General features: G+C 37.8%; 23 protein-coding genes. 14 read left to right on the top strand and 9 right to left on the bottom strand.

What is annotated here, in order from left to right; genetic code table 11:
• Positions 1 to 54: 54 nt before the first annotated feature.
• Positions 55 to 408 carry a hypothetical protein gene (locus ED622_RS06130; protein WP_122033060.1) on the bottom strand — a complete coding sequence of 118 codons (354 nt, stop codon included), beginning with the start codon at positions 406 to 408 and terminating at the stop codon, positions 55 to 57.
• A 192-nt stretch (positions 409 to 600) separates the two neighbouring features.
• On the opposite strand from ED622_RS06130, the gene ED622_RS06125 reads away from it, so the two are divergent.
• Together ED622_RS06125 and ED622_RS06120 are read left to right on the top strand one after the other, a co-directional pair.
• Positions 601 to 1,890 (top strand): MipA/OmpV family protein, encoded by a 1,290-nt coding sequence (locus ED622_RS06125; protein ID WP_371413431.1) that lies wholly within the window; start codon positions 601 to 603, stop codon positions 1,888 to 1,890.
• Between the two features lie 300 nt (positions 1,891 to 2,190).
• Positions 2,191 to 3,432, top strand: a complete 1,242-nt coding sequence (locus ED622_RS06120) for a GGDEF domain-containing protein (protein ID WP_254052600.1) — start codon at positions 2,191 to 2,193, stop codon at positions 3,430 to 3,432.
• 130 nt (positions 3,433 to 3,562) lie between these two features.
• Here ED622_RS06120 and ED622_RS06115 read toward each other — a convergent pair whose 3' ends face one another.
• The 3 genes from ED622_RS06115 to ED622_RS06105 all read right to left on the bottom strand — a co-directional run bounded on the left by ED622_RS06115 (position 3,563) and on the right by ED622_RS06105 (position 6,397).
• Complete coding sequence (locus ED622_RS06115; RefSeq protein WP_122033057.1) at positions 3,563 to 4,240, bottom strand: vancomycin high temperature exclusion protein; 678 nt, start codon at positions 4,238 to 4,240, stop codon at positions 3,563 to 3,565.
• A 26-nt stretch (positions 4,241 to 4,266) separates the two neighbouring features.
• Positions 4,267 to 4,599, bottom strand: a complete 333-nt coding sequence (locus ED622_RS06110; protein ID WP_122033056.1) for a DUF3392 domain-containing protein — start codon at positions 4,597 to 4,599, stop codon at positions 4,267 to 4,269.
• A 109-nt stretch (positions 4,600 to 4,708) separates the two neighbouring features.
• Entirely contained in the window at positions 4,709 to 6,397 is a 1,689-nt protein-coding gene (locus ED622_RS06105; RefSeq protein ID WP_122033055.1) for an NAD-dependent malic enzyme, read from the bottom strand.
• A gap of 154 nt (positions 6,398 to 6,551) precedes the next feature.
• Here ED622_RS06105 and ED622_RS06100 point away from each other — a divergent pair, with 154 nt between their 5' ends.
• The 3 genes from ED622_RS06100 to ED622_RS06090 all read left to right on the top strand — a co-directional run bounded on the left by ED622_RS06100 (position 6,552) and on the right by ED622_RS06090 (position 10,580).
• Positions 6,552 to 8,897 carry a helicase-related protein gene (locus ED622_RS06100; protein ID WP_122033054.1) on the top strand — a complete coding sequence of 782 codons (2,346 nt, stop codon included), beginning with the start codon at positions 6,552 to 6,554 and terminating at the stop codon, positions 8,895 to 8,897.
• A 79-nt stretch (positions 8,898 to 8,976) separates the two neighbouring features.
• Complete coding sequence (locus ED622_RS06095) at positions 8,977 to 9,750, top strand: phospholipase A (RefSeq protein ID WP_122033053.1); 774 nt, start codon at positions 8,977 to 8,979, stop codon at positions 9,748 to 9,750.
• 185 nt (positions 9,751 to 9,935) lie between these two features.
• Positions 9,936 to 10,580 (top strand): heme lyase, encoded by a 645-nt coding sequence (locus ED622_RS06090; RefSeq protein ID WP_122033052.1) that lies wholly within the window; start codon positions 9,936 to 9,938, stop codon positions 10,578 to 10,580.
• 92 nt (positions 10,581 to 10,672) lie between these two features.
• Here ED622_RS06090 and nrfA read toward each other — a convergent pair whose 3' ends face one another.
• Positions 10,673 to 12,112, bottom strand: coding sequence for an ammonia-forming nitrite reductase cytochrome c552 subunit (gene nrfA, locus ED622_RS06085; protein ID WP_122033051.1), 1,440 nt, complete (start codon positions 12,110 to 12,112; stop codon positions 10,673 to 10,675).
• A 484-nt stretch (positions 12,113 to 12,596) separates the two neighbouring features.
• Between nrfA and nrfB the strand changes: the two genes are divergently transcribed.
• The 6 genes from nrfB to nrfF all read left to right on the top strand — a co-directional run bounded on the left by nrfB (position 12,597) and on the right by nrfF (position 17,837).
• Positions 12,597 to 13,190: a cytochrome c nitrite reductase pentaheme subunit gene (nrfB, locus tag ED622_RS06080; protein ID WP_122033050.1), complete on the top strand. Its 594-nt coding sequence runs from the start codon at positions 12,597 to 12,599 to the stop codon at positions 13,188 to 13,190.
• A gap of 1 nt (position 13,191) precedes the next feature.
• Entirely contained in the window at positions 13,192 to 13,878 is a 687-nt protein-coding gene (gene nrfC, locus ED622_RS06075) for a cytochrome c nitrite reductase Fe-S protein (RefSeq protein WP_122033049.1), read from the top strand.
• A 1-nt stretch (position 13,879) separates the two neighbouring features.
• The gene (gene nrfD, locus ED622_RS06070) at positions 13,880 to 14,836 is read left to right on the top strand and encodes a cytochrome c nitrite reductase subunit NrfD (protein ID WP_122033048.1); all 957 of its coding nucleotides are present in this window, start codon (positions 13,880 to 13,882) and stop codon (positions 14,834 to 14,836) included.
• Positions 14,837 to 14,933: 97 nt separating this feature from the next.
• Complete coding sequence (locus ED622_RS06065) at positions 14,934 to 16,850, top strand: heme lyase CcmF/NrfE family subunit (RefSeq protein ID WP_122033047.1); 1,917 nt, start codon at positions 14,934 to 14,936, stop codon at positions 16,848 to 16,850.
• The gene (locus ED622_RS06060; protein ID WP_122033046.1) at positions 16,834 to 17,373 is read left to right on the top strand and encodes a DsbE family thiol:disulfide interchange protein; all 540 of its coding nucleotides are present in this window, start codon (positions 16,834 to 16,836) and stop codon (positions 17,371 to 17,373) included. Before ED622_RS06065 ends, ED622_RS06060 begins: the two co-directional genes overlap by 17 nt.
• Positions 17,374 to 17,375: 2 nt before the next feature.
• Positions 17,376 to 17,837, top strand: coding sequence for a heme lyase NrfEFG subunit NrfF (nrfF, locus tag ED622_RS06055; protein WP_122033045.1), 462 nt, complete (start codon positions 17,376 to 17,378; stop codon positions 17,835 to 17,837).
• On the opposite strand, the gene ED622_RS06050 is transcribed toward nrfF, so the two are convergent.
• Positions 17,834 to 18,547 carry an aspartate/glutamate racemase family protein gene (locus tag ED622_RS06050; RefSeq protein ID WP_122033044.1) on the bottom strand — a complete coding sequence of 238 codons (714 nt, stop codon included), beginning with the start codon at positions 18,545 to 18,547 and terminating at the stop codon, positions 17,834 to 17,836. The genes nrfF and ED622_RS06050 overlap by 4 nt on opposite strands.
• 291 nt (positions 18,548 to 18,838) lie before the next feature.
• On the opposite strand from ED622_RS06050, the gene ED622_RS06045 reads away from it, so the two are divergent.
• Positions 18,839 to 19,720, top strand: coding sequence for a LysR substrate-binding domain-containing protein (locus ED622_RS06045; RefSeq protein ID WP_122033043.1), 882 nt, complete (start codon positions 18,839 to 18,841; stop codon positions 19,718 to 19,720).
• Here ED622_RS06045 and ED622_RS06040 read toward each other — a convergent pair.
• Complete coding sequence (locus tag ED622_RS06040; RefSeq protein ID WP_122033042.1) at positions 19,717 to 20,448, bottom strand: phosphatase PAP2 family protein; 732 nt, start codon at positions 20,446 to 20,448, stop codon at positions 19,717 to 19,719. The genes ED622_RS06045 and ED622_RS06040 overlap by 4 nt on opposite strands.
• 406 nt (positions 20,449 to 20,854) lie before the next feature.
• On the opposite strand from ED622_RS06040, the gene ED622_RS06035 reads away from it, so the two are divergent.
• Both ED622_RS06035 and ED622_RS06030 read left to right on the top strand, forming a co-directional pair.
• A complete protein-coding gene (locus ED622_RS06035; RefSeq protein ID WP_122033041.1) occupies positions 20,855 to 21,340 on the top strand; it encodes a GNAT family N-acetyltransferase in 486 nt (161 codons plus the stop codon).
• A complete protein-coding gene (locus tag ED622_RS06030) occupies positions 21,337 to 22,812 on the top strand; it encodes a phosphatase PAP2 family protein (RefSeq protein WP_122033040.1) in 1,476 nt (491 codons plus the stop codon). The genes ED622_RS06035 and ED622_RS06030 overlap by 4 nt, the downstream gene beginning before the upstream one ends.
• 75 nt (positions 22,813 to 22,887) lie before the next feature.
• Here the strand turns inward: ED622_RS06030 and ED622_RS06025 are convergent, their stop codons facing one another.
• Together ED622_RS06025 and ED622_RS06020 are read right to left on the bottom strand one after the other, a co-directional pair.
• Positions 22,888 to 23,583: a tetratricopeptide repeat protein gene (locus ED622_RS06025; protein ID WP_122033039.1), complete on the bottom strand. Its 696-nt coding sequence runs from the start codon at positions 23,581 to 23,583 to the stop codon at positions 22,888 to 22,890.
• Positions 23,584 to 23,719: 136 nt separating this feature from the next.
• Positions 23,720 to 24,595, bottom strand: coding sequence for a mechanosensitive ion channel family protein (locus tag ED622_RS06020; RefSeq protein WP_122033038.1), 876 nt, complete (start codon positions 24,593 to 24,595; stop codon positions 23,720 to 23,722).
• Position 24,596 lies beyond the last annotated feature (1 nt).

Genomic DNA, 24,596 nt, shown 5'->3' with positions numbered 1-24,596 from the left:
AGCGAATTGATTATAGAGTATTGACGATTAAAAAGTAGGCATAGTACCTACTTTTTATTTTTTAGATTGTCCAAATTCTTCAATAACATCAGAGCTAATGTTTTCATGGCTAAAAATGAGCATTGAGGTTAGTTTTTCTACCATAGCCTCAGGCTCTAATTCACTGAATATAACTTTGTTGATTAACTCTTTAATTAGTAACTCTTCGTGCTCTAAAAAGCCACGAGCATCGATCTCGACAGGTATATCACTTGGCATACGATCAAACTGTAGAAATGCCATATTATGATTTACGTTTGAGGTTAATAACTGCTCAGGAAACCATTCTTCGCCCGTGACGACTTCTAAGTCATTACCATAACTTGTTTGAATATCTTGTAAATTTTGTATCAATTCAGAAATTTTCACAATTTTTTCTCAAGAGGTGAATTACTATTTACTGTAACGACACTATACTTAAATTCTATAGTTGATTGAAATTATATTTTACTTCAATTGCTTAGAGCGTTTACCTTTTAACCAATTAGATTGATCCCACTTAGAGTATTTCTTTTGTATAAAGACATTTTAAAAGTAACCCCAACGATATTATTATCGACAATTTTATTTTTCTTCAATAGTGCAGTAGCTTCTGAAGAAGAAGTCATTACTAAATCTTCTGTTGAAAAAGAAAAAGATTGGGGTATTGCTGCAGTTGTTAGAACAGCAAGCATCCCATACACAACAGATACCGAAACTGTTTCAACATTTATACCAATGATGTTCTTTGAAAATGATTATGTGTTCATTAATGGAATGGAAGGTGGCGTCTATTTATATCAAGAGAGTGATTGGCAACTAAGTGCGTTAATGCGATTACGTTACTTTGATTTGCCTAAGCAAGCTCAAAATAAGGCGGGTGGTGATGTCGTTGATACTGGTTTTCAAGCTCGCTATCAGATTAATAAAGAGTGGTACTTTGACTCTGAGCTTATGGTAGATCCCGAATTTCGTTCTTATATGAATTTTCGATTGGGTGCTGAAATTGAAGCAGGCGATTGGTGGTTTAACCCAAGTATAGAGGCCCGCTGGAAAGAGGCTGAATTTAATAGTTATTACTATGGTTTAAATGAAGAAGCTAACGACACATTAAGCGCTGGAGTTGATGTAAAAGCGGGGTTTATGTCTCGTTATCATGTTACGTCTAATTTATATCTTCTCGGTGGTAGCTATGTATCTCGTTTAGATGACAGTGCCTATAGTAGTCAATATATTGATAATCGTTGGGAATTTGAATACTTTTTAGGTGTGGGCTTCTTTACAGATAGCAGTACTTCTTCTCGCAAAGATATAACAAATAAGCCATATTTACGTATAGCACATGGCTGGGCTACACCATCTAATATTGGCGATATTATTAATTTAGAGTCAGAAAAAGATCCACACAATAATCAAATGACGTCTGTTTTTTATGGTTTACCACTAACAGATGAACTGTTTTCATTACCTATCGATCTTTATCTAACTCCAGGTTATGTTCAACATTGGCAATCAGATGTCCAAAACTTAAGTTCAGAGTTTGTAGTAGCGATTAAAGCTTATGCGACGATTCCATGGCCAACTAAATGGCGATTTGGTGTTGCCGAAGGCTTATCGTATATAAATCATGTTTCCTACATTGAACAGTCTGAAATGGATAGTAAGGGATATAAAGAAAGTAAGCTCTTAAACTATCTAGATTTCTCTTTTGATGTCAACTTAGGTGATTTGTTTGATCAGCGAGATTTAGATGGTGTTTGGCTTGGTTATAGTATTCACCACCGATCTGCTATCTTTGAAAATTCATCCCAGTATGGACGTATAAAAGGTGGCAGTAATTACAATAGTATTTATATTCAGTTTGATATTTAATTTAAAATAAAATATTTATAATCAATGGTTTAAACGATTTTTTTGTTTTCATTTAATTAAGTGCAATGCGGTATGTATTTGACGGTCGTCAAGTAATTGTACTAGTGAATATTTAGTGTCATATCTTTGTAATATTGCTTTGCGCTGCGAAATAAGTGAGTTATTATTTTTGGAATAAAGATCATATTTTGATGGCTAGAGTAAAGGATTACGATGCGGATATTTCAAAAAATAACAATAGGAATGTTGATTATTTCCATTGGAGCTTTAATTTGGTATCACTTTAAAGGTGATACTAAAATGCTCACCATTAACCCAGAAAAATATCAATATTACGCCGCAGATGATAAAAAAGTGGGTGGTATAAGTGATGCTATTTTAGTTGAAAAAAATGGCAAACCATCCATGCGTTGTACGATGAAAAAAGGTAAGTATGCATGGCCATATTGTGAAGTTGCGATTCATTTTTCTGATAGTATGTTTGAAGGTGTTGATCTCTCTTCATATTCAAAACTCATTTTAGATATTGATTACAAAAGCGCTGATCCAAACGGGCGTTTACGTGTTTATTTAAGAAATAGTAATCCGATTTACACTAAACGAAATGATGGAGCATCATTAAAATTTAATGGGGTAGAGTATGAACCTGGTTTTAATGCTGGTCCCAAAGAAATTGAGTTATCAGACTTTCAAGTTATGACTTGGTGGATAGCGGATTATAAAGTCCCTGTAGAACATGCAGCCCCAGAGTTTTCGAATATATCTATTATTGAAATAGCAACTTCATCGACGGTAAAGAGTGGTGATTTTGAAATGACCATTAATAGTATTGAGCTACGTGGGTCATGGATTAAAGAAAATACATTATTGAAAATTATTTTATATGCATGGTTAGTTATTATCATTGCCTATATTTTATATGAACAAAAAAGATTAAATAAAAACCTCAAAGTAAGTGCTTATCGTGAAAGCCGTTTACGTAAATTAAACGATAGCTTAAAAGAGAAGAATGTTGAATTTGCCGAGCTTGCTCATCGAGACTCATTAACAGGAGCTCGAAATCGAAATGCAGTACGAGATTGGCTAGATCAAATGTCTCAACAAGTTCGTTGGGGTAAACAGACGTTTTCAGTGATCTATATAGATATTGATTATTTCAAAAAGATCAATGATAAGCTCGGTCATCAAACTGGAGATGATATTTTAAGAGAGTTTGTTTTGGTGGTAACTAGTGCGATTAAAAGCACGGACTTTTTGGTTCGTTGGGGAGGAGAAGAGTTTGTCGTTTTCTGTCCAAATCATAACGCGCAACAGGCAACAGAAAAAGCAGAGCATATTCGTAAAACGGTTGAGCATCATTTATGGTGCCACAATGAATCGCTGACTTGTAGTTTGGGTGTTACTGAAATGAAAGATGAACGCATAACTGAAGTTATTGCCCGTGCAGATGATGCGTTGTATAAAGCAAAAAATGCTGGGCGAAATAAAGTCATAACCAGTGTAAGTGTAGGTAATGTAAGTACAAGCTCACGCTATATGTGATGAAGCGTATATGAAGTAACTCTATTTAGATGAGAATCAATCAAAGAAGTTGAAAGCCTGATTTCGATAAGCTATCGAAATCAGGCTTTTTTGTACCAATATAATTAATTAGATAATTTCTGGAATTGTATTATTCAATTGGAATCGAATCTCTGTTTATCGGTTCTTTGGGACCAAGAAATTTAGGTTGTACATTAAAGATATATAAATCAAGTATTGCTTTGGTTCTCGCTAGCACTTCTCTAATTCTTATTTTTGTATTTGCCCATCCGCTAGGGGAAGGAACAACTAAGCAGACGGTATCCATAGAGAAATGATTAGCAATGAAGAGTGCTCGTTGGCAATGAAATTTCTGAGTCACAATGGTAAGGCTATTAGCTTCAAAAATCTGTTTAGCACGCTGTACAGAGTCGAGAGTTCTAAAACCTGCGTAATCTAATGTAATATTCTCTTCAGGGATCCCTGCTTTTAATAGATCTCTTTTCATCGTCCAGGGTTCATTATATGAGCGATGAGCATTATCACCACTTAATAAAAAATGCGTTACTTTATCCTTTTTATATAACTCAATCGCCGCATCAATACGATATTGATAGTACGGATTTAAAGTTCGTCGAATGTATTTACTCGTTCCAAGAACTAAGGCAGTGTCTTGGGTCGGTATCGATTCAATGTCTTGATACAGTTGAGATCCTGTTGAGAGTGAAATGGTGACATCTGCTAATAATACGACAGATACAATAACCCCGATAATCAGCACTGTTATTTTTAACCATTTTTTAATCTGGTGTAAATTCGGGAGTTTCATTGAACCTCAACTTGGTAGATTAGGCGTTATACTTGACGATTTTTTTGTGCCCACATACCAATAATAATAAAGGTAGAAAGAACAATAGCAAGCATAAAAGCAGGCTCAATAGAGCGCAGTGCAGATGTGAGAAATGGCGATGCTTTTACAATCAATAAACCATAACCAAAGGCATTAACACCGATAAAAGCCACAGTGCGAATTAAAAAATGTTTACCAGATAAAAAAGCACGAAGTGCTCTATTAATGTCACCACCAAGCATAACTAATGCGCAAGCGATCATAGCAACAGAGATATCAGATAAGTATGGGGTTAAGTAGCTTCCCATTGAATTGAAGAAAGAAATAACGTGATTCATATAATGAGTCTTTAAATATCGTAAGGTTAATTAATGGCTATTAGAAACATATAGTTGAAAAAAAACCAGAGAAATCTTCTCTGGTTTTGATTTTGGTGGAAATTTTTAATTAAAACGCAGTTCGTTTGTAGCGACGATATACTGGTTTCCAGAAGTACTGGTCAATTTTTTGATGTAATGCTTCGTCAGTGATTTCTAAAGCATAGCCTTGTTCAATCGCTTTTTTAGCAACAGCAAAGGCAATTTTCTTTGATACTGTGTGGATCTCTTCCAATGGTGGTAGAAGCGCACCAGAACCATTAATAGCAAGAGGGGAACACTCTGCTAATGCACGGCTTGATTCTTGTAGCATTTCATCAGAAACACGAGTCGCTTTAATTGCTAAAACACCTAGACCAATACCAGGGAAAATAAAGCTGTTGTTACATTGTGCAATTGGGTAAGTTTGACCATTATGAGTAACAGGATCAAACGGACTACCTGTTGCTACTAATGCTTGTCCATCAGTCCAACGAATAATGTCATTTGGTGTTGCTTCTACACGACTTGTTGGGTTTGATAATGGGAACACAATAGGGCGTTCACAGTGTTTATGCATCTCTTGGATAACTTCTTTGCTAAATAAGCCAGGAGCACCAGATACACCAATTAACACTGTTGGTTTTGCATTACGCATAACATCTACAAGTGAGTAGTTAGGTTCTTCAGAAACCCAGTCTTTCGTATTTTCAGCTTTTTGTACTAAACGTTGTTGGAAATCAAGTAGGTTTGGCATGCCTTCTTGTAATAAGCCCCAACGGTCAACCATGTACACTTGCGAGCGTGCCTGAGCATCAGAAATACCTTCAGATACCATTTGAGCAATAATCGCTTCAGCAATACCACAACCCGCAGAGCCTGCACCTAAGAAGGTAACACGTTGCTGTGCTAATGAACTGCCCGCCGCTTTACAGGCTGCAAGTAGTGAACCAACAGTAACCGCAGCAGTACCTTGAATATCATCATTAAAACAACAGATACGATTTTTGTAACGCTCAAGTAAAGGCATTGCATTTTTTTGTGCAAAATCTTCAAATTGAACAAGAGCTTGAGGCCAACGACGTTGAACTGCTTGAATAAAGTCTTCAACAAACTCAGCGTATTCATCACCAGTGACACGAGGGTGACGCCAGCCCATGTACATAGGATCTGCAAGACGTTGAGGGTTATTAGTACCTACATCAAGAACGATAGGTAGGGTATGCGCAGGACTAATACCACCACATGCGGTATACAGTGCTAATTTACCAATTGGAATACCCATACCGCCGATACCTTGGTCACCAAGACCAAGAATACGCTCACCATCAGTAACAACAATTACTTTTACGTTTTGGTTTGCTGCGTTATTTAGTAGGTCATCAATGCGGTTTTTGTTCTCATAAGAGATAAATAGACCACGACCACGACGATAGATGTTTGAGAAGTTTTCACACGCAGCACCAACAGTAGGCGTGTAAATAATTGGCATCATTTCACTGATATGGTTTTGAACTAAGCGATAAAACAAGGTTTCATTCGTGTCTTGAATATTACGTAGGTAGATATGTTTATCCATATCATTTTCAAAACTTTGATACTGCTTATAAGCACGACCAGTTTGTTCTTCGATGCTTTCGATAGCTTCAGGAAGTAAGCCTTCTAAGTTAAAATATTTACGCTCAGTAGTGCTGAATGCGCTGCCTTTATTTAGCAGAGGGGTACTTAGAAGTGCTGGGCCAGCATAAGGGATATATAGGGGACGTTTGTTGTTATTCATTGTTATGCTTCTTCAAATCAAGAATGAACCACAGATCCTATGCCTACTTTACTTAAATATCAAAGCGTGATTGAAAATAAAGTGCGAATACAGTCATGTTTTTATCAATCAAATCCGCTAGAGTAGTGAAATATTCTATTATTTTACGGTTTGTATGTTTTTGTTACCAATTAATGCCATTCGTTCTGATTTTTCTGCTTCTATTTTAGATAAAAATTTAGTGGTTCAATCTGAAACGGGATCGGGAAAATCGACTCATTTACCTTTATGGGCATCAGAGTACGGTCGCGTATTAGTTATAGAGCCAAGAAGGATCGCTTGTACCGCATTGGCTGAATATTTAGCAATGCAGAATGGTCAGGCTGTGGGTGAAGATATTGGTTATGCGATCAAACTCGACAGTAACTATAGCGAAAACAGTAACATTGTATTTGTTACCCCCGGAATCGCATTAAAGTGGTTTATGGAAGATAAATTAGTCACATTTCCATTCATTATGATTGATGAATTCCATGAGCGTCGCTGGGATACTGATCTGTTAGTGGCTTTATTGCGTGATCATCAACAGCACCGTCTTATTTTAACCTCGGCTACGATAGAAAGTAAGCCACTAGCGAGTTATGTGAATGCCACGGTTTTAACGGCAGAAGGTCGACAATTCGCCGTTAATATATCAAATGTTGCTGAACACCCTCAACAGATGCCATCGATAAAAGACTTAGATCTTCACGTGATCTCAATGCTACAAAGTATTATTCAGCAAGGCGAAACCGGCGATATCTTAGTCTTCTTACCAGGAAAGAAAGAAATCACGCAATGTGCTCAAATTGCGACGAAAAAATTCCCTGATAGTAAAGTGATCCCACTGTTTGCAGGCGTTTCTGATACTCATCGGCATCAAGCATTAACGAAATCTTCCCAACAACGAATTATCTTTGCAACCAATGTGGCAGAAACCTCGCTTACGATCCCCAATGTCACCGTGGTTATTGATTCAGGATTAGAGCGAAGAACGCACCAGCGAAATGGCCGAACAACACTATCTCTGCAAGCCATTTCTAAAGCGAGTGCAGATCAGCGAGCAGGACGAGCAGGGCGAACTCAAGTGGGGCAAGCGATTAGATTGTATGGAGAGCATGCCCCATTAGAAAAAATGACACCCCCAGAATTACAAAGAGAAGAGTTAGTTGAGGCTGTCTTAGCGGCAGCCAGCTGTGCTCGAGCTTTACGAGAGATGACATTCTTAGAGCCATTACCAGAAAAATCGTTAGCGTTAGCCGAAGAAAAACTACAACAAATGGGTGCGATAAACCGTGATCTTGTTATCACAGATTATGGCTTGCAATTGTTTCCCTTGCCCATTGATACCCTTTTTTCTCATATGCTTTCGGTAGTGAAAGGGCGATCTGAAAAAGAAACTGTTGCAGATTTAGTGGCGGGGCTTTCTGTTTCAAACAAATTATTCTCAATCGCTAATTCAGAAATGGCATTAGATGAGTTTTTGCGTTGGAATCCACAATCCTGTGATCTAGTGACTTTAGCCTCTATTGTTCGAGGCCATGATTGTGATGGATTAATTATTGATGATGAATTGCGTAAAGAAGCTCAGGCATTAGCAAAGCAGATCCGCAATGAATTAGGGTTACCAGAGCTAGCTGTCAGTAGCCGTTTGAAAAGAGAAGCGGTATTACTTCAATTGGTAAATAAATTACCTGAATTAGTCTTTGTTCGTAGAGAAAAACGCAGAGAGGCTTTTGGCAATGGTTATTTAGAAGTGGTTCTTGGACGAAATAATCATTTTTTACCTATCTATGAAGCCGCCATTATCTTTAATCAGTTTTCTTTACCTGGAAGAGGCAATAAGCAAACACTGACAATTGCAACGGCATTAGCACCGATAGATATTTCTTGGATTATTGAAAGTGAATTGGCGGAATGTCGAGTTGGTGAATGCATCAATGATAATCAAGACATTAAAATAGCTCATGATTATTACTACGCCAATCGACTATTGAAAACGGTTTATGTTGAACCGGCAGAAGAGGATGCGATTGCGGCGATCGTCTCACAAGTGATTGAAGGTCATATTCTGCCCTTATTTAAAGATAAAAGAGAGGCAGAAATTGCCGCTTGGCAGCTTTATTGTCAATTAAACGGCAATAAGCAGAGTTCAGCGATGACTTTTGAATATTGGTTTACCCAACAGCTAGAAGAGCTTGGCGTTACTTCACTAGACGACATGGCAATGTTTGATGAAGATGACTTTATTTTTGATGGCGTTCCTGAGTGGGAGTTGGTTGATTTTATGAAAAAATACCCTCAAATCGTGGTATTGCCTGACATTACAGTCTCTGCCGAATATTTCCCATCAAGTAAGCGAGTGGTATTAACCTACATGAAAGGGGATAGAAGAGGGGATCTTAAGCGGTGGGAGCTTCCAACTTGGTTAGGTTGGCGAATTCAGTATAAAAAAGCAAGTCGTAGTATTGATGTTAAATAATTCAAATAGATAAAGTTAAATGTCGGTATGTATTTTGCTTATCAATACAAAAAGGCAAGTTACTGACAAAAGGTCAATTATGAAAAAATGGATGCTACTGATTGCATTGGCTATTCCTCTCGTAACCTCAGCAAAAGAATTAAATCGTATTCATGGCTATGAAGACAGTTATGTATTAGGTACTTATACTGATGAACTGAATAAAGACACTTATGTTGCCGGTGGTTTTGAAGATGCGGATGGCTTACAACAAGTTGAAGTTAAATTTCAATTTTCGTTAGCCGTTCCAATTATGCCGATTAATCAAAGCACGTCAGTGATGTTTGCTTATACTCAGAAATCATTATGGCAGTTGGGAAACAATGATATTTCATCCCCTTTTAGAGAAACCAACTATAAGCCACAGTTTTTTTTAATGCATCAATCAAATATGCTGTTATTTAATAACGCTGAGATTGGTTATGTACATGAGTCAAATGGTCAGACGGCGAGTTTATCTCGCAGTTGGGATCGAGTGTATGGAGCGTTAGAGCGTATTGATGGTCCGGTTCAATATGGCTTTAGAGCGTGGTATGTATTTGCAGAAGAAACACCAGATGAAGACATGACGGATTACTTAGGTGATTACGATGTATGGGTTAAGTTAGGAAATGATATTGGTCAGTTTAACACGCGTTTTCATTATAATTTTGGAACAAACAAAGGCGGCGCAGAAGCGGGTTATACCCTGTATCTAAATAAATTTGTTAGTTTGTATGTTCAGGCATGGAAAGGGTATGGTGAAACCTTGATTGATTATGACCATGATCAAACCCGAATTGGCTTAGGTATGAAGTTAATTCCACCAAATTAATTTAAATATTAATGTGTAATGATTAAGCCTCGATGTAAATTGGGGCTTTTTTATGAAAGTTAATTATTATATTTAGCGGGTTAATGTGTAGAGGGAAGTGAGGCTTGTCATACTATGATGGCGATCATTGCTATCATTTATAATATGCATTACGATCGCGCCAGTTTTTTTCTAGGGAATACAATATGATTATAATGATGTTGTTGAGTTTTGTAATCATCGCTGCGGTATTGTGGTGGTTTTACAGTCGAGATAAAGCGGCCTCTTTAAATCCAGTATGGATGATATTTTTTGTTGTAATCAGCATGATTGTTATTTTTTCTTCGGGTTTACGCCCAGAGAAGTTTGCTGTGAATAATAAAGTGATTACAGAACCTTTAGGCCCATTATCGTATGATGATAAAATGCGATATTTAGAAGATCAATTAAAAGCGTCACCAAATAATTCTGATCTATGGTTTGAAATTGGTCAAGGCTACTTACTAAATGGTGAGTTTAATAACGCGAATATTTGTTTTGATTATGCACTGCGCCTCTCTGATGAGCCAACAGCAAATCAATACGCTGCAAAAGCAACAACTCAGTATTACGCACATTCTCAAATCATTAATGAAGAGATACAAACTTTACTTAATAAGGCATTAGAGCTTGATGAGTATAACCAAGCGGCATTAACCTTAATTGCTTCCGATCATTTTGTGACGTTCCGTTATCAAAAAGCGATTAATGCTTGGCAGAAGATTTTAGATTCAGAAAGAGTTGATGTAGATAGAGTCACTATTATTAATTCAATTAACCAAGCGAAGCAATTAATGCAGGCTCGTCGCTAGTTAAAGATATGAAAAAGCCGACACTTCAAAGGTTGAAGTGTCGGCTTTTTTATTGGTACTTAGCTAATGAGATTTAGCTCTTTATTTGACGATTATTTTATTGGTGCATAATCGGTTGATTCACGTTCTTTTGCTTGGTTTTCCCACTGAGGAACCACGGTTTCTAAGAAGTGTTTTTTCTCAGCTTCCATACCTTTCATATCCATACCCAATGCTTTTTGTGCCGCCGCTTTGGTTGAAATATCTGGTATAGCGATAGGGTCCGTAATCCCTTTTTTCGCTAGTAGACGGATCAGTTTGGTACGAGCATCTGCTGCTTTATCAACCGCAGTCCCTAGTACTTCTAGAGCAACTTCAGGTGCATGCATATGAACACCATGTGAAGCAATCGCATAATCCCAGCGCCATTGTGCATGACGAATATCTTGTAGGATTGGCTCCATTTCTTTTTCAGTTGCACCAGCATCCCATGCAGCTCCAGCTTCAAAGTGAGCGGCCACGATTTGACGTTCAGCGGTTAGCTTCATTTTAAGTACTTGTGCTTTACGACTAGCAACAACACCTTGTAGCATTTCTTTAGATTGTGTATGACAGTTTGCACAGGTATCTTCAAAGCGATCGAATGGGTTACCGACTTTATGATCAGTATAAACGGTGCCATCTTCTTTTTTCACTTTTGGCATATGACAATCAACACAAGTTACGTTGTTTTTGCCATGGATACCATCACGCCAAGTTTCATAACCTGGATGTTGTGCTTTTAGCATTGGCGCTTTAGATACTTTATGCGTCCAGTCTTTAAAGCCAATTTCGTCATAGTACTCTTCCATTTCATCAACCGTGGTGCCTTTATCCCAAGGGAATTTGACGGCTTTGGTTTTTCCTGTGAAGTAGTATTCAACGTGACATTGACCGCAAACAGCAGCTTGTTGGTCTAAACGAGATTGATCCCCAAAAGGTTTACCAATCGCATCCATTGCACGTTCAACATGAGGTTTAGTAATCGCTAAAGCGGGTTCGCCATTTTTAAAGCCTTCACTACGAGTGTCATGACAATCGGCACAGCCAATCGGGTTTTGAATTTCACTCCCTAGACGAGCCCATTTACCAGAGAAATAGCCATCTTCGCCTTTCTCTTCGATTACACGGCCAACATCAGGGCTTTTACAGCTCCAACATGCCATTGGCATTGGGCCAGAGTTTTCATCGGTAGGGCCTGCAGTGCGGAGGGTTTGTCTTACATCATCAATCGCATAAAAGTGGCCACGTGCTTTGTTATAGTCTTTAGCAAAACCATAACCTGCCCACATGATCACCATATTTGGATCTTCGGCTAATGCATCTTCAATTTGTACGCTATCAGAGGTAGAGCGCCATGATTCATATTGATCGGCATGCTCTTTTGCATAAGCTTCATTGCGAGGGTCAACTCGCTCACTGTTTTCAGATGCAGCAAAGCTGTGGCTACTTAATAATAACGTAGTCACCATGGCAATTGCAGCGGCTGAACGACGGGTCCATTGCTTTTTCACTATTGGTATCTCCAAATTCTTGTAATTAATTTAGCCAAGCGTTGTGAAAGCGACTATCAATCAGAATTGGAAACCCTACAAGTCTAACGTAAATGCAAGTTGGTGATTTTTTCATCGGACTTAGTGTTGATTTACATCAAGTTACATAGGTGATCTATATCACCAATAAATACAAGTAACCCTAAAGTGGTATTTCTAATGCATCTTGTTAAGAATGGTTCTTATTTTCGTTAAAATACAACAAGATAATGGTTTATTGACAACTATCACAAAAGTAGTAGAAGGTTAGCTTTGATTTGATACAACTTGTATTATTTAGACACATTTAGTTATAAAATACTCTTGTTAAGCGTTGTGGCTAAACTATCCAATGAGAATTGATATCAAAGATGAAGAGGAATCTTCATTATTATAATCACTCATCCTCTATTTATTTGTTAACGGTTCGCTGTATTCAAATAGTATAGAAAGGGAAGGATATACAATGGGCAAAGTCAAATTAGCCATAGCCACAATGTTGAAGCTTACCTTCGCATTTTGTCTCTATGGTTTGTCTCTGAATGTTGCAGCAGATGAATCGCCCCAAGTTAAGGCTGACTCATCAACTCGACATGAGGTGACATTAATTCGTGACCGCGATTATGCGTGTACACAATGTCATAAAGACGAAAAAGAAACTCTCAAAGGCTCACACGGAGAAAATTCATTCGCGACTCTTAAGCGTGATGTGAATTGTGTTGAGTGTCATAAATCAATTGGGCCTGATCACCGAGACGGCGCATCTCAAGTTACCAAATATTCTGCGGCACAATCAAAACAAGGCACGGAAAAAGTGACCCTCTCGTTTGATGAAATTTTACAAGCTAATAGCCAATGTACTGATTGTCATACCTCAGAAAAATTACGTGATGATAGCTGGACGCACGACGTTCACGCCAAAAACTTAACCTGCTCATCTTGTCATATCGTTCATGGAGAGAAAGAGGCTGTGCTTTCTTTTGACCACTCTGCGAAGATCAAGATGTGTGTTGATTGCCACGCTGATTTTAATCAGAAAGAAAATAAGCTAGGAGAATAGTATGAGTTGTTCTAGACGAAATTTTTTAGCTGGTTCTGGTGCGGTTATTTTTACTACCGGAGTTGCAACCACGTCATTAATGAGCAGTAAAAAAACGCTGGCTTATTCGATGGAAGACGGCGCGAAACGCTATGGTATGGTTCATGACGAGACAGCTTGTATTGGCTGTACGGCGTGTACGGAAGCGTGTCGTGAAGTGAACAGTGTGCCAGAAGGCGTTTCTCGATTAGAGATTATTCGTAGTGAACCAAAAGGTGAGTTCCCAGATGTAGATTATCGTTTTACGCGTAAGTCATGCCAACACTGTGAAAATGCACCTTGTGTGATGGTGTGCCCGACTGGTGCTGCATACAAAGATGAAAAAACAGGAATTGTGGATGTTCACAATGAAAAATGTGTGGGTTGTGGCTATTGTTTAGCGGCGTGTCCTTATCAAGTGCGTTTCTTTAATCTTGTGACTAAATCTGCGGATAAATGTGATTTTTGTCGTGAGACTAATTTAGCACAAGGTAAGCAACCTGCTTGTGTTGAATCTTGTCCCACAAAAGCACTAATATTTGGTGATTTAAACGACAAAAATAGCGAGATTAATGCGGTACTGAATAATAATCCAGTTTATCGTGACAAAGTGGGTCTAGGCACTAAGCCTAAGCTATATAAGATCCCACATCAAAAAGGGGAGATTTAAGATGAGTGCATGGGAAGCTGCGTTTAATTTTGACTCTTTGGTATGGGATTGGATCATTGCGATCTACCTTTTCTTAGCGGGCATGTCTGCTGGTGCGGTCATGATATCCATTTACTTAAAACGTAAAGTGATTGAAGGAAACCCTGCAGATAACGGCATAATCAAAGCGACGGCAATATTAGCGCCATTTGGTATTATTGCCGGTCTTACTATTTTGATTTTCCACTTAACTAAACCGTTATCTTTTTGGAAAATTATGATCTTCTTTAACCCTACGTCAGTAATGTCGATGGGGGTTATCTTGTTCCAAGTGTATATGGTCGTACTGTTTGCTTGGATAGGGGTTATCTTTAGAAAAGATATCATGGGGTTCTTAAAAGGAAAGTTTGGTTTTATCGACACGATTTTGTTGAAAATTGAACAGTTTGAGAACGCATTAGAAATTTTCTTAGCGGTGCTAGCGGTTATGCTGGCGGCTTATACTGGTTTCTTATTATCAGCTTTACAAACCTACCCAATGTTAAATAACCCGGTATTGCCGATTTTATTCTTGTTCTCAAGTTTATCTTCCGGTGCGGCGGCGTGTTTATTGTTTGGTGTACTTGGATTTAAAGAATCAAGTCATAGTACGTCGGTAAAATGGATTCATAATTTTGAGCGTCCAGTTGTGGTGTTTGAATTATTTGTTCTTATCACTTTCTTTACGGGATTAATCTTTAGTGGAGGTCAAGGTGAAGCGGCTGCATGGGCTGCTATTGGTAGTGGCTTTTGGGGAACTTGGTTCTGGGTTGGGGTGATTGGCTTAGGTATGCTGACGCCGTTAGCTCTTAATGCATTTACGCCAAAAGAAGTCGCTCATGGCAAAGGCTTTATTTTTGTTGTGACATCACTAAGTTTGATTGGTGTATTAATGCTGCGTACGTTTGTACTCTATGCAGGACAAATGACCGTCGTATAAAGTGTAACGCCATATCAGTGCAGCCTTGTTTATCAGGGTAATACAGATATGGCGTTTCATCATTATTAAATAATTTATTGAAAATCAATGGAGCAGTATGATTGCTGAAATCGGTCAGTTTTGGTTAATAGCAACGATGATATTATCATTTGTCGCTATGGGCTCGGTTGGATATGGCCTTATTAAAAGTAACGAACAATGGTCAATAGCTATTTTTCCTCTTTCTTTACTGAGCTGTTTTTTTTGTATTCTTTCGGTCTCTGCGCTTGGCTATGGTTTTTATATCGATGATTTTTCGATCCGATACATTGCTGAACATTCTAATTCAGCGTTACCTGTCTTTTTTAAAATTGCCGCTATTTGGGGAGGCCACGAAGGCTCATTATTGTTCTGGGTATTAACCTTAACGTTGTGGGCAGCGCTTATAACGCTAAATAGAAAACGGATTGAACAGGCTTATGTCGTTCGTGTTTTATTGGTGTTAAATACACTGATTGTGATTTTTTCCACTTTTACTCTTTTCGCTTCAAATCCATTCATCGTCTATCTAAATACGCCATTAGAAGGTCGAGATCTGAATCCAATGTTGCAAGATATTGGATTGATATTTCACCCACCATTACTTTATTTGGGTTATGTTGGTTTTGCCGCTACGTTTTCTTTTGCTCTGGCAGCGCTAATGATGAAAGAAGTTCCATTAGCATGGGTTCGTTATGCAAGAAATTGGACCTTACTGGCATGGGCTTTATTGACGGCAGGGATCAGCCTAGGTTCATGGTGGGCATATTATGAATTAGGATGGGGTGGTTGGTGGTTTTGGGATCCTGTAGAAAACGCCTCTTTGTTACCTTGGTTAACTGGGACTGCGTTATTACACACCTTGATAGCCAGCCATAAACAGCAACAGCTACTTAAAACTTCTGTCGTTTTAGCGTTGCTTACGTTTAGTTTGAGTATTCTGGGAACTTTTGTGGTGCGATCGGGTGTACTGACCTCGGTTCACGCGTTTGCGGTTGATCCTACTCGTGGCATTATTTTGCTATTGATCCTTTTTGCTGTGCTTTTGGTCTCATTTTCTTTGTATGCACTTAAAAGTAAACAGTTAAATAGTAAATCGATCACTGAGTTGATGAGTCGCGATTTTCTTTTTCTACTGTTATCAGGACTGTTTTCAATAGCGACAATAACCGTGTTGCTAGGCACTTTTTATCCTATGATTTTTCAAATTTTAGGATTAGGAAATATCTCTGTTGGTGCTCCCTATTTCAACCTACTGTTTGTGCCTATGGCGATAATAGCGCTGTTGATGATGGCAGTTTCAATTTTTGTTCAATGGGGTCAAAAAACAGAGATAGCGACCAAAAGAAACGGCTTACTATTAGTTCTCGGTTCGATAACCAGTGGCGTGATTATCTACCGACTTCAATACAGTGAGTTGTTTATTGTGCCATCGATTATTTGGGTATTATCTGTCGCTGTTATTGGTGGTTCATTATGGGTAATAAAACAATCACAAGGAAAAGCGCTTGGAATGGCAGTGGCACATATAGGCGTTGCCGTTGTGATGATTGGGGCGGCAATGAATGGCTATCACTCTTTTGAAACCAGTGCCAAAATGGAACCAGGTATTACAGCAAAACTAGCCGATTACGACATTACGTACTCTGAAACGGAACTATTGGTTGCTCCGAACTATACCGCAGAACAAGCCAATTTAGTGATCAGTGAAAAGGGAAAAGAAATAGCGACAGTTCAGCCACAGCGTCGTCATTATCAAGTACGTGTGATGAACATGAGTGAACCTGCGATGCATTGGTTTTGGCATGGTGATATCTATGTCACTTTGGGTGAAAAACTTAAAGATGGTAGCTTCGCGCTTCGCTTACAATATAAAGCGTATGTAAGATGGATATGGTTTGGCTCTATTCTAATGGCATTAGGTGGTATTATCGCCATCATTAAAAAGAAAAAGCGGAAGAAGCATAAAGGCACTCTTGATGAAAACAGGCTCTAAGAAAACAATAGCGAAAATAGGCCTAGCCGTTAGTGTATGTATTGGTATTTTTATCGTATTACTTAGCGGATTAGAAACCAAAGAATCAAGTACTTCAAAAGCGATGGTGGGTGAGAGTGTCCCTGCTTTTGAATTGCCAGAAGTCATGGATACGTCTGTATTATTAAATGAATCTTTATTTCAACAGCAACCATTAACTTTATTAAATGTCTGGGCTGCTTGGTGTGGTATTTGTAAAACCGAGCATCAGTTTTTACACCAATTAAAAGAGCAGGGCATAACCATCATTGGTTTAGATTATCGAGATGATCGTATAGCAGCTAAACAAGTGTTAGAGCAGACAGGATCACCATACCAAGCCGTGATTTTCGATCCAAGAGGATCACTTGCAATGGATTTAGGCGTTTTTGGTACACCGACGACTTTTTTAATTGATCAGAAAGGAGTGATATTACATCGCTTTACTGGCGCTTTAGATGAGAAAAAATGGCAACGTGAATTTGCTCATTTCTTTAAGGAATAATAATGAAACGATGCAAAGAATTACTGTTCTTAATTATTGTATTATTCAGCTCTATATCTGTTCAGGCTAATTCTGATAATGGTTCAATCTTGTTTGTTGGCGCGGACAAAGAGGTGATTGAAAGTGTTGAATTGTTTGAATTTAATTCACCTGAAGAGCAGAAGCGCTCTATTGATTTAGCGAAACAATTGCGTTGCCCTCAATGTCAAAACCAAAATTTAGTAGAGTCAAATTCTCCAATAGCTAAAGACTTACGCTTAGAAGTCTATCAGCAAATCAAAGCAGGTAAGAGTGATAAAGAAGTGGTGGCATTTATGACGCGTCGTTTTGGGGATTTTGTTTTATATGAACCGCCATTAAATGCGAAAACCTATGTGCTTTGGCTATTGCCGTTATTGCTGCTTATTGGTTTTGGCATTATGGCGGTTAAATCAGTGAAGAAGAATCGTAAAGAGTCTTCCTAGCTTGCTATCGCTGCTGGCTCTGCTTCATAAGACCATTCAACACAATACTTTGCTAATATTTCTAATGAATCCAAACAATGATGCGGAGACTGTAAATTTTGCTCAGCTAGCGCTACTGGGATTTCAGTGCAACCAAGAATAATCGCTTCTGCGCCTTGGGATAACATATCTTTAAATACAGGTAGCATTAACGCTTTCCCTTTTTCAATGTTTCCAGCTTTAACTTCGTAGATACCTTGCATAACTGCTTGTTGCTGCATGTCATTAGTTTCAATCACATCAATATCATACTGGTTGAGTTTCTGTTGATACATTCTTGCTTTCATTGTTGCTGTTGTTGCAAGTAATCCAACCGTTTTATGTTTACGTATTTGGGTCTCTTGTACAACGCTATCAATGATACTAATGGTATGAACATGACTAGTCGCGCTTAACTGTGAATACCAATAATGTGCAGTATTACATGGAATAACAATGCACTCTGCACCAGACTGTTCTAACTGATCAAAGCTGTGTTTTAATTCAGGGTAAGGATCTTCACCATGGCCCATAATAAATGCCGTCCTATCCGGAATTTGTGGAACACTACTCACTACCATTGGAATGTGTTCTTGATCATTATGTGCTGGTGTCTGGGTGATTATTTTCATCATAAACTCAACCGTTGCTAATGGCCCCATCCCACCTAAGATACCTAGTTTTTTATTCATAATATTAATCTTGCTAATGCAGAAGTTGAATAAATCATGTCAGTCGTTGTGGTTTTTGTTAAATGCTAAGAATTATAGTTGTATGTCAAATCGGCATAGCTAAAAGCGTAAAAATTAGAATTAAGTCTCAGTAAGTCGTTTTTTTGGATGATCTCTATACATTTGAGACGAAATTGTTTTCTTTGAAAGTGATTTATTAGAGTTATCTAGCATAAAAATATTATGTAAATCGTAATAATGCATTTTAGGAATAGTGATGTTCGTCCCTTTAAAGGACAGTGAGAAAATGACATGAATGTAGAAAGTAAGTGGCTAGAAGATTTTTTAGTGCTAGCAAAAGTGCGGAACTTTTCTCAAGCCGCGGCATTAAGGAATGTAACTCAACCCGCGTTTAGTCGACGGATTCGTTTATTAGAAGATACCGTAGGTGCTGAGTTAATTGATCGAAAAAGTAAACCGATTGAGTTAACGCCCAGTGGGAAACTATTTCGGATAACGGCGCGAACATTGGTTAATCAAATAATGACGGGTATTAATCAGATTTCAGATTTATCACGATTGGGAGGTAACGTTGTACAAATCGCGGCAGCTCATTCATTAGCTACAAGTTTAATTCCTACAATACAAAGCTTGTTACCAGAGAGTGATTACAAACCGATATTAAGTGTTGAGGCAATTGATGTTGATCAGGCGACCAAAGAATTAAGAGAGGGGGCGTGTGATATTTTATTGGCTTTTGATGATGAAATCCTAAGACTGCCACCTTACCAATCTCAATTACTGTCTAAAACAGAATTATTACCAGTAAGTGCTTGTAACGAGCAAGGCAAGGCGATCTTTAATTTTGATAGTGGAGAATCTTTACCATGGTTAGCTTATAGCTCAACGTCATACATGGGGAGACAAGTTGAAACAGTGCGAGAGCAAGTGCAATTAAACCCAATATTCTCGTCATCAATGACCGATATGTTGAAAATGTTGGTTCTTGATCGTCAAGGCATTGCTTGGTTGCCTGCTTATAGTATCAAAGAAGAGTTAAGACAAAAAAAAGTCGCAATCATTGGTGATCCAACATTACGACTTTCTATTGAATATTACGCTTATCGCTATCAAGCTAGGTTGCATCCAGCAGGCGAGAAGGTTTGGAGTATTTTATGTGAAATAGAGTCTTAGTTTTTACCTATAGGCTCTTTTTCTAAGTTAATAGTTGGAACACATAAGATCAGAATAGATGCACTGATAATTGAAGCCATCAGATCGGTCGGCCAGTGCATACCAAGCCAAACACGACTAAAGCCAACACCAACTCCCCAAGTAATAACAGCAGTGGTTAAAATGTAGTGCTTATTTCGTAACAAAAATCCCCCCCAGAATAAAACACAAATAGCAGCAAATATAGTATGCCCTGATGGAAATGAATAGTTAGTGCTTGCTCGCCATTGTTCAATGCGGGCTGGACTTACTTTATTTTCTGCATGGCTAATAAGTGCTTGTTTACTGTCTTCATCTAATGAGTAAAAGCCTTCAGTACTGTCAATAAGATCAACTTGTACTAAGGCTTGTGTATATGGACGAGGGATCTCAGTTATTGCTTTCACACCGCTTTTAAGCATAAAACTCAATACGAGAAGAATGCCAAATTGCATATATAAAGAGAGTGTTTTTTTAATAGATAATCGCTGAATAATAGGGATTGAACAGAGAATAGCTAAGGTAAGAATAAATAGGTATTCACCTGCTGAACGACTAAACCATTTAAGAAGATCATTTTCAAAAGGTGGTAATGGCGTGAATAAATCAGGTCTAGGGGCCAATAATAAAATTATCCCCATTACTGAAATAAACAGAAAAAAAGCGATCAATTCGTAAGAGCGATGTTTAGGAGAAAAAGAAAAAAACATAATTATTCATTTAATAGGTTTTAGTGGGATGAGTTTACCTTTATTCGCTTATTAATAGTCAGAATAAAGCAAGGAAGGCCGCTAATTTCATAGTTCTTTGCCCCTATAGTGTAACAATTTATTATGATAAATAGATGCTCTATATCTATAAGATATTTTATTGGAATAAATCGTCAGACACTCTTTTATTTAAAGAGTTCGATTATTTTATAGGTGTTTATAGGATCTCTAACCACCCAAAGGATACTGATGCCATCCTTGTATTCATTCATCTGAGCCATAGTTTATAACTATTATTGGTAAAACTGATAGATAGCTCTACGAATAAAGATTCTGCTTATACGGAGCCTTTTTTTTGTTTATAAATCATGGTCTAATTACAGTTCAATCATTATTTGGTATCAACATGTCTTCAGTTATTCGTCGAGCAAAAGAAACCGATCTATTTTGCCTAAACTCAATGATGTATCAGTTGCATGATGAGCATCATCAACAGTGCCCTGAATTATTTAAAACGGCGTCTGAAATTGAAGAAGAGAAAAGTATCTCTCGTTATTTAGATGATCCAGATTGCATGGTGTACGTGGCAGAACTTGAAGGTGTTGTTATTGGATTTGTGACAGGGCATTTTTGTGAATTGATTTCAACTGTAAGTAAACCTGTCATGATGGCAACAATAGATGAACTGTATGTTGAATCACAACATCGTAGAGAAGGTGTTGCTGAGCAATTAATGACACGAATTGAACAAGAGCTAAAAGACTATGGTGTGAGAGAGATTTTTGTTGAAGTGTGGGATTTTAATCAAACCGCGATAAATTTCTATCATCAGCAAGGCATGACAGATCATATTCACTATTTGCGAAAAGCATTAAAAGAGAGTGAGATATGAATAAGTTTTTTACTTTTGCTTTATTGCTTACAACATGCCTTTCAACCCTATTTTCGACTTCAACGATCGCGAATGAAGCCCCTATCTCAAAGGGCGCTGTGTGCGTGGTGGATGATGGTTTTCGTGTTGTTCTCATTGAAGAGTTAATTACGGGAAAATTATCACTGCCTGGAGGCTTAATTGATGAGGGAGAAACTCCACAACAAGCGGCTGAAAGAGAAACGTGGGAAGAAGCAGGCTTAGTTGTTACCGCAAAAGAGATACTGCATCAAGACGAAAAAGCGATAATTTACCGTTGTAGTAGTGACTCGGACATTATCGTATTTGATTTGGAGACCAGTAATGGTTTGTATCGGATCCCATCATGGTTTGCACCACATTATGGTGTAGAGACTGAAGCTGTATATTTAACAGAACCTTACAAAATAAAGTCAGATAAATATCGTTATCCAGAACAGTTAGAGCAACTTAAACATTGGTTTGCTAAGCCGTTAGAGAGTGATAATAAAATCACATGGGTGAATAATTTAGTTGATCAAGCCTCTGATATCCATCAAGTTGAATTACAGTTATTGACGTCATTACGAGCAAGTATAGATAGTTTACCTGCAATTATTAATATCAGTATTAAAATGTTTTTTACGGTAATTAATGAAACAGGGACTGAAGCTTTTTTCTATTTTCTATTTATTGTTGCTCTTGTTTATTTTGGCCGTGAAAGCGCGCTCACCTTACTATTTGGCATTATTTTAACCATTGTATTTGCCGAGCTAGCTAAGCAAGGGTTAGGGTTACCTCGACCATTTGTTTATGTTCCTCAATTACAGTTAACTCAAGCAAATGGTTTTGGATTACCAAGTATGAATGCCATGTTAGCCACGGTTATTTATGGGGTATTTTATCTTTCACTAAAGAGAAAGCAGATTTCATCAATAACATTGCATCGATTTGGTCTATTCTTTATTGGATTGATTATAACTCAATCAATTGCTCGAATTTGGCTTGGTATTCACTTTTTGAGTGATGCAATTGTGGGTATAGCATTAGGCGCGATGGTTATCGTTCACTTTTCGAGCTTACAGCGTAAGCATGGTGATTTGTTGTATCGCGTTATGGCAAGTTTACCGTTTTGGGTAATCATAGCTTTAGTCACAAGTGGTATTGCTTTTACTATGCAATATATGAATTATTTATATATGGCGTCACTATGCTGGGGTGTCATTTTAGCTATTCTGTTATCAAAAGAGCAGCCCATTCTAACTATTAAAGATCGTTTGGTTACCTTGTTTGTTTTATTGATTATGGTAGTTAGTGCGCGTTTTGGTACGGGTTTACTATTAGATTCATTAGAAGCCAGTTCAGTAACAGTTCTAACAGTAAAATCGATCGCGAATTTATCGCTAATACTTATGATCCTTACCATATCTGCTTGGTTGCCACGCGGATTAAATCATAAAAAGAAAAATAAATAGAAAGAGAGACTGAGTAGCCTTATTTATGTGGAAGGCTACTCGGTAACGTACTGGAATAGGAAGTAAATGATTGGTTTATTTTGAATGCTTTTCTAACCACTCTAATGCTTCATTTTGGATTAGCACTCTTTTTGTTTTGTTTAGCTTCTTGCCAGAAAAGTCACGATATTTATCCGCATTAGGGTAGGCTTTTGCAGCGGCTAAATTAAACCAAAAATAGGCTTTTCCCATATCCTGTTTAACTTCAGAACCTTTAAAGTATAAAAAGCCCAAATTACGCATTGCGGTTGGGTTTCCAGCTTCTGCCGCTTGTATATAAAGCAATTCAGCTTGATGCGTACTTTGAACTAAGTCTTTACCATTAAGATATAAATCAGCTAAGTTATTCATAGCATTGCTATTATTCATTTCAATGGCTTTATTATACCAGTCAATAGCGATTGAGAACTTCTCTTGGCTTTCATAAATCTTACCAAGATTGTAGTAGGCCATGGAACTTTCATTTGCTGCAGCTTTAGTAAAATATTGAATGGCTAAGTGTGTATTAACGTCAGTACCAATACCTTTCGCGTAAATTACACCTATTTTATTTTGTGCTTCGATAGAGCCATTATTTGCGGCACTTGTTAACCAAGTGATGGCTTCTTTATAATTATCTTGGTTTAAATAAGCAGTACCTTTTAGATAATCATTGTGAGCTTCAGTATTAGCTAAGGCTAGAGAGGAGAATAATGACGCCGATAAGATTAGGGTTTTTAACATTAATTTCATTACAGAACCAAGAAGTTAGCCAATATAGAATGCCATTTTATCAATAAAGTATGGTGACAGCGAGAGATAAATTAATAGGGGCTTGATTCTATATTTTAAAAGGCACTTTATTAATTATAGAGTGCCTTTTCAATCATTACTTACTTTGTATCGCAATCGCGGGCGGATAGATATCTGATTTTCTAAACTCTTGCATCACACGCAGTGTAATATCCGTCTCAAATAACTTTTCAAATTTAATATCAACGACATAGGCTTTACACGTCAATTGTATAGCTAAGTAATTATCCGTTATTGTCTGCTTTACAAGTACGACGACAGGCTTTGGTAAATGGATATAACGACTTGATGATGCTGCTTCTTGAATAATATCACGAGCCGTATTTATGTCTTGATCCATTCCAATGTAAAAAGGAATAACGACTTGCATATCTAGTGCGCCGTAGTTTCCACTCATCGCGACTTCATTTAAGAATTTATTGTTTGGGATTGTAATGATATCGTCGTTTAATGTTTGCATACGGACTGAACGTAAACCAATGGCAATAATGTCCCCATAATGCCCTTCGAATGTCACTCTATCCCCAACCTGAAAAGGTCGGTCAATCATGATGGTTAAACCCGCAATGAAAGAAGCAGTAAGGTCTTTTAATGCAAAACCAACAGAGACGGCGAGAGTACCCCCTATCAACGCTAATACTCTTTCATCGACTCGAAAACTAAGCATGAATACCGCCATACCCGTCGACATATAAATAAAGAATTGAAAGAAAGATTGCAGCTTTTGCATCAACATTCGACGCTGAGCAAACTGGCTACTGATCCCATCAACAATAGATTGTGTAAAGCGGAGCAATAACCATGCAACAAATACAATGATGAATGAAAATGCGACACCACTCCAGCGGATCAAACTTGCGAATTGATGGAGATTATCAATTGATTGAGGATCTTCCGCTAATGCGGTATGTCCAAAGCTGAATGCAATAAGAAAGACAAATAATCGAAACATA

The organism is Aliivibrio sp. EL58 (assembly GCF_900312675.1).
In the GTDB taxonomy this organism is placed as follows: Bacteria; Pseudomonadota; Gammaproteobacteria; order Enterobacterales; family Vibrionaceae; genus Aliivibrio.
Note: the sequence above shows the minus strand (reverse complement) of the source record. Positions and strands in the feature narration are given on the sequence as shown.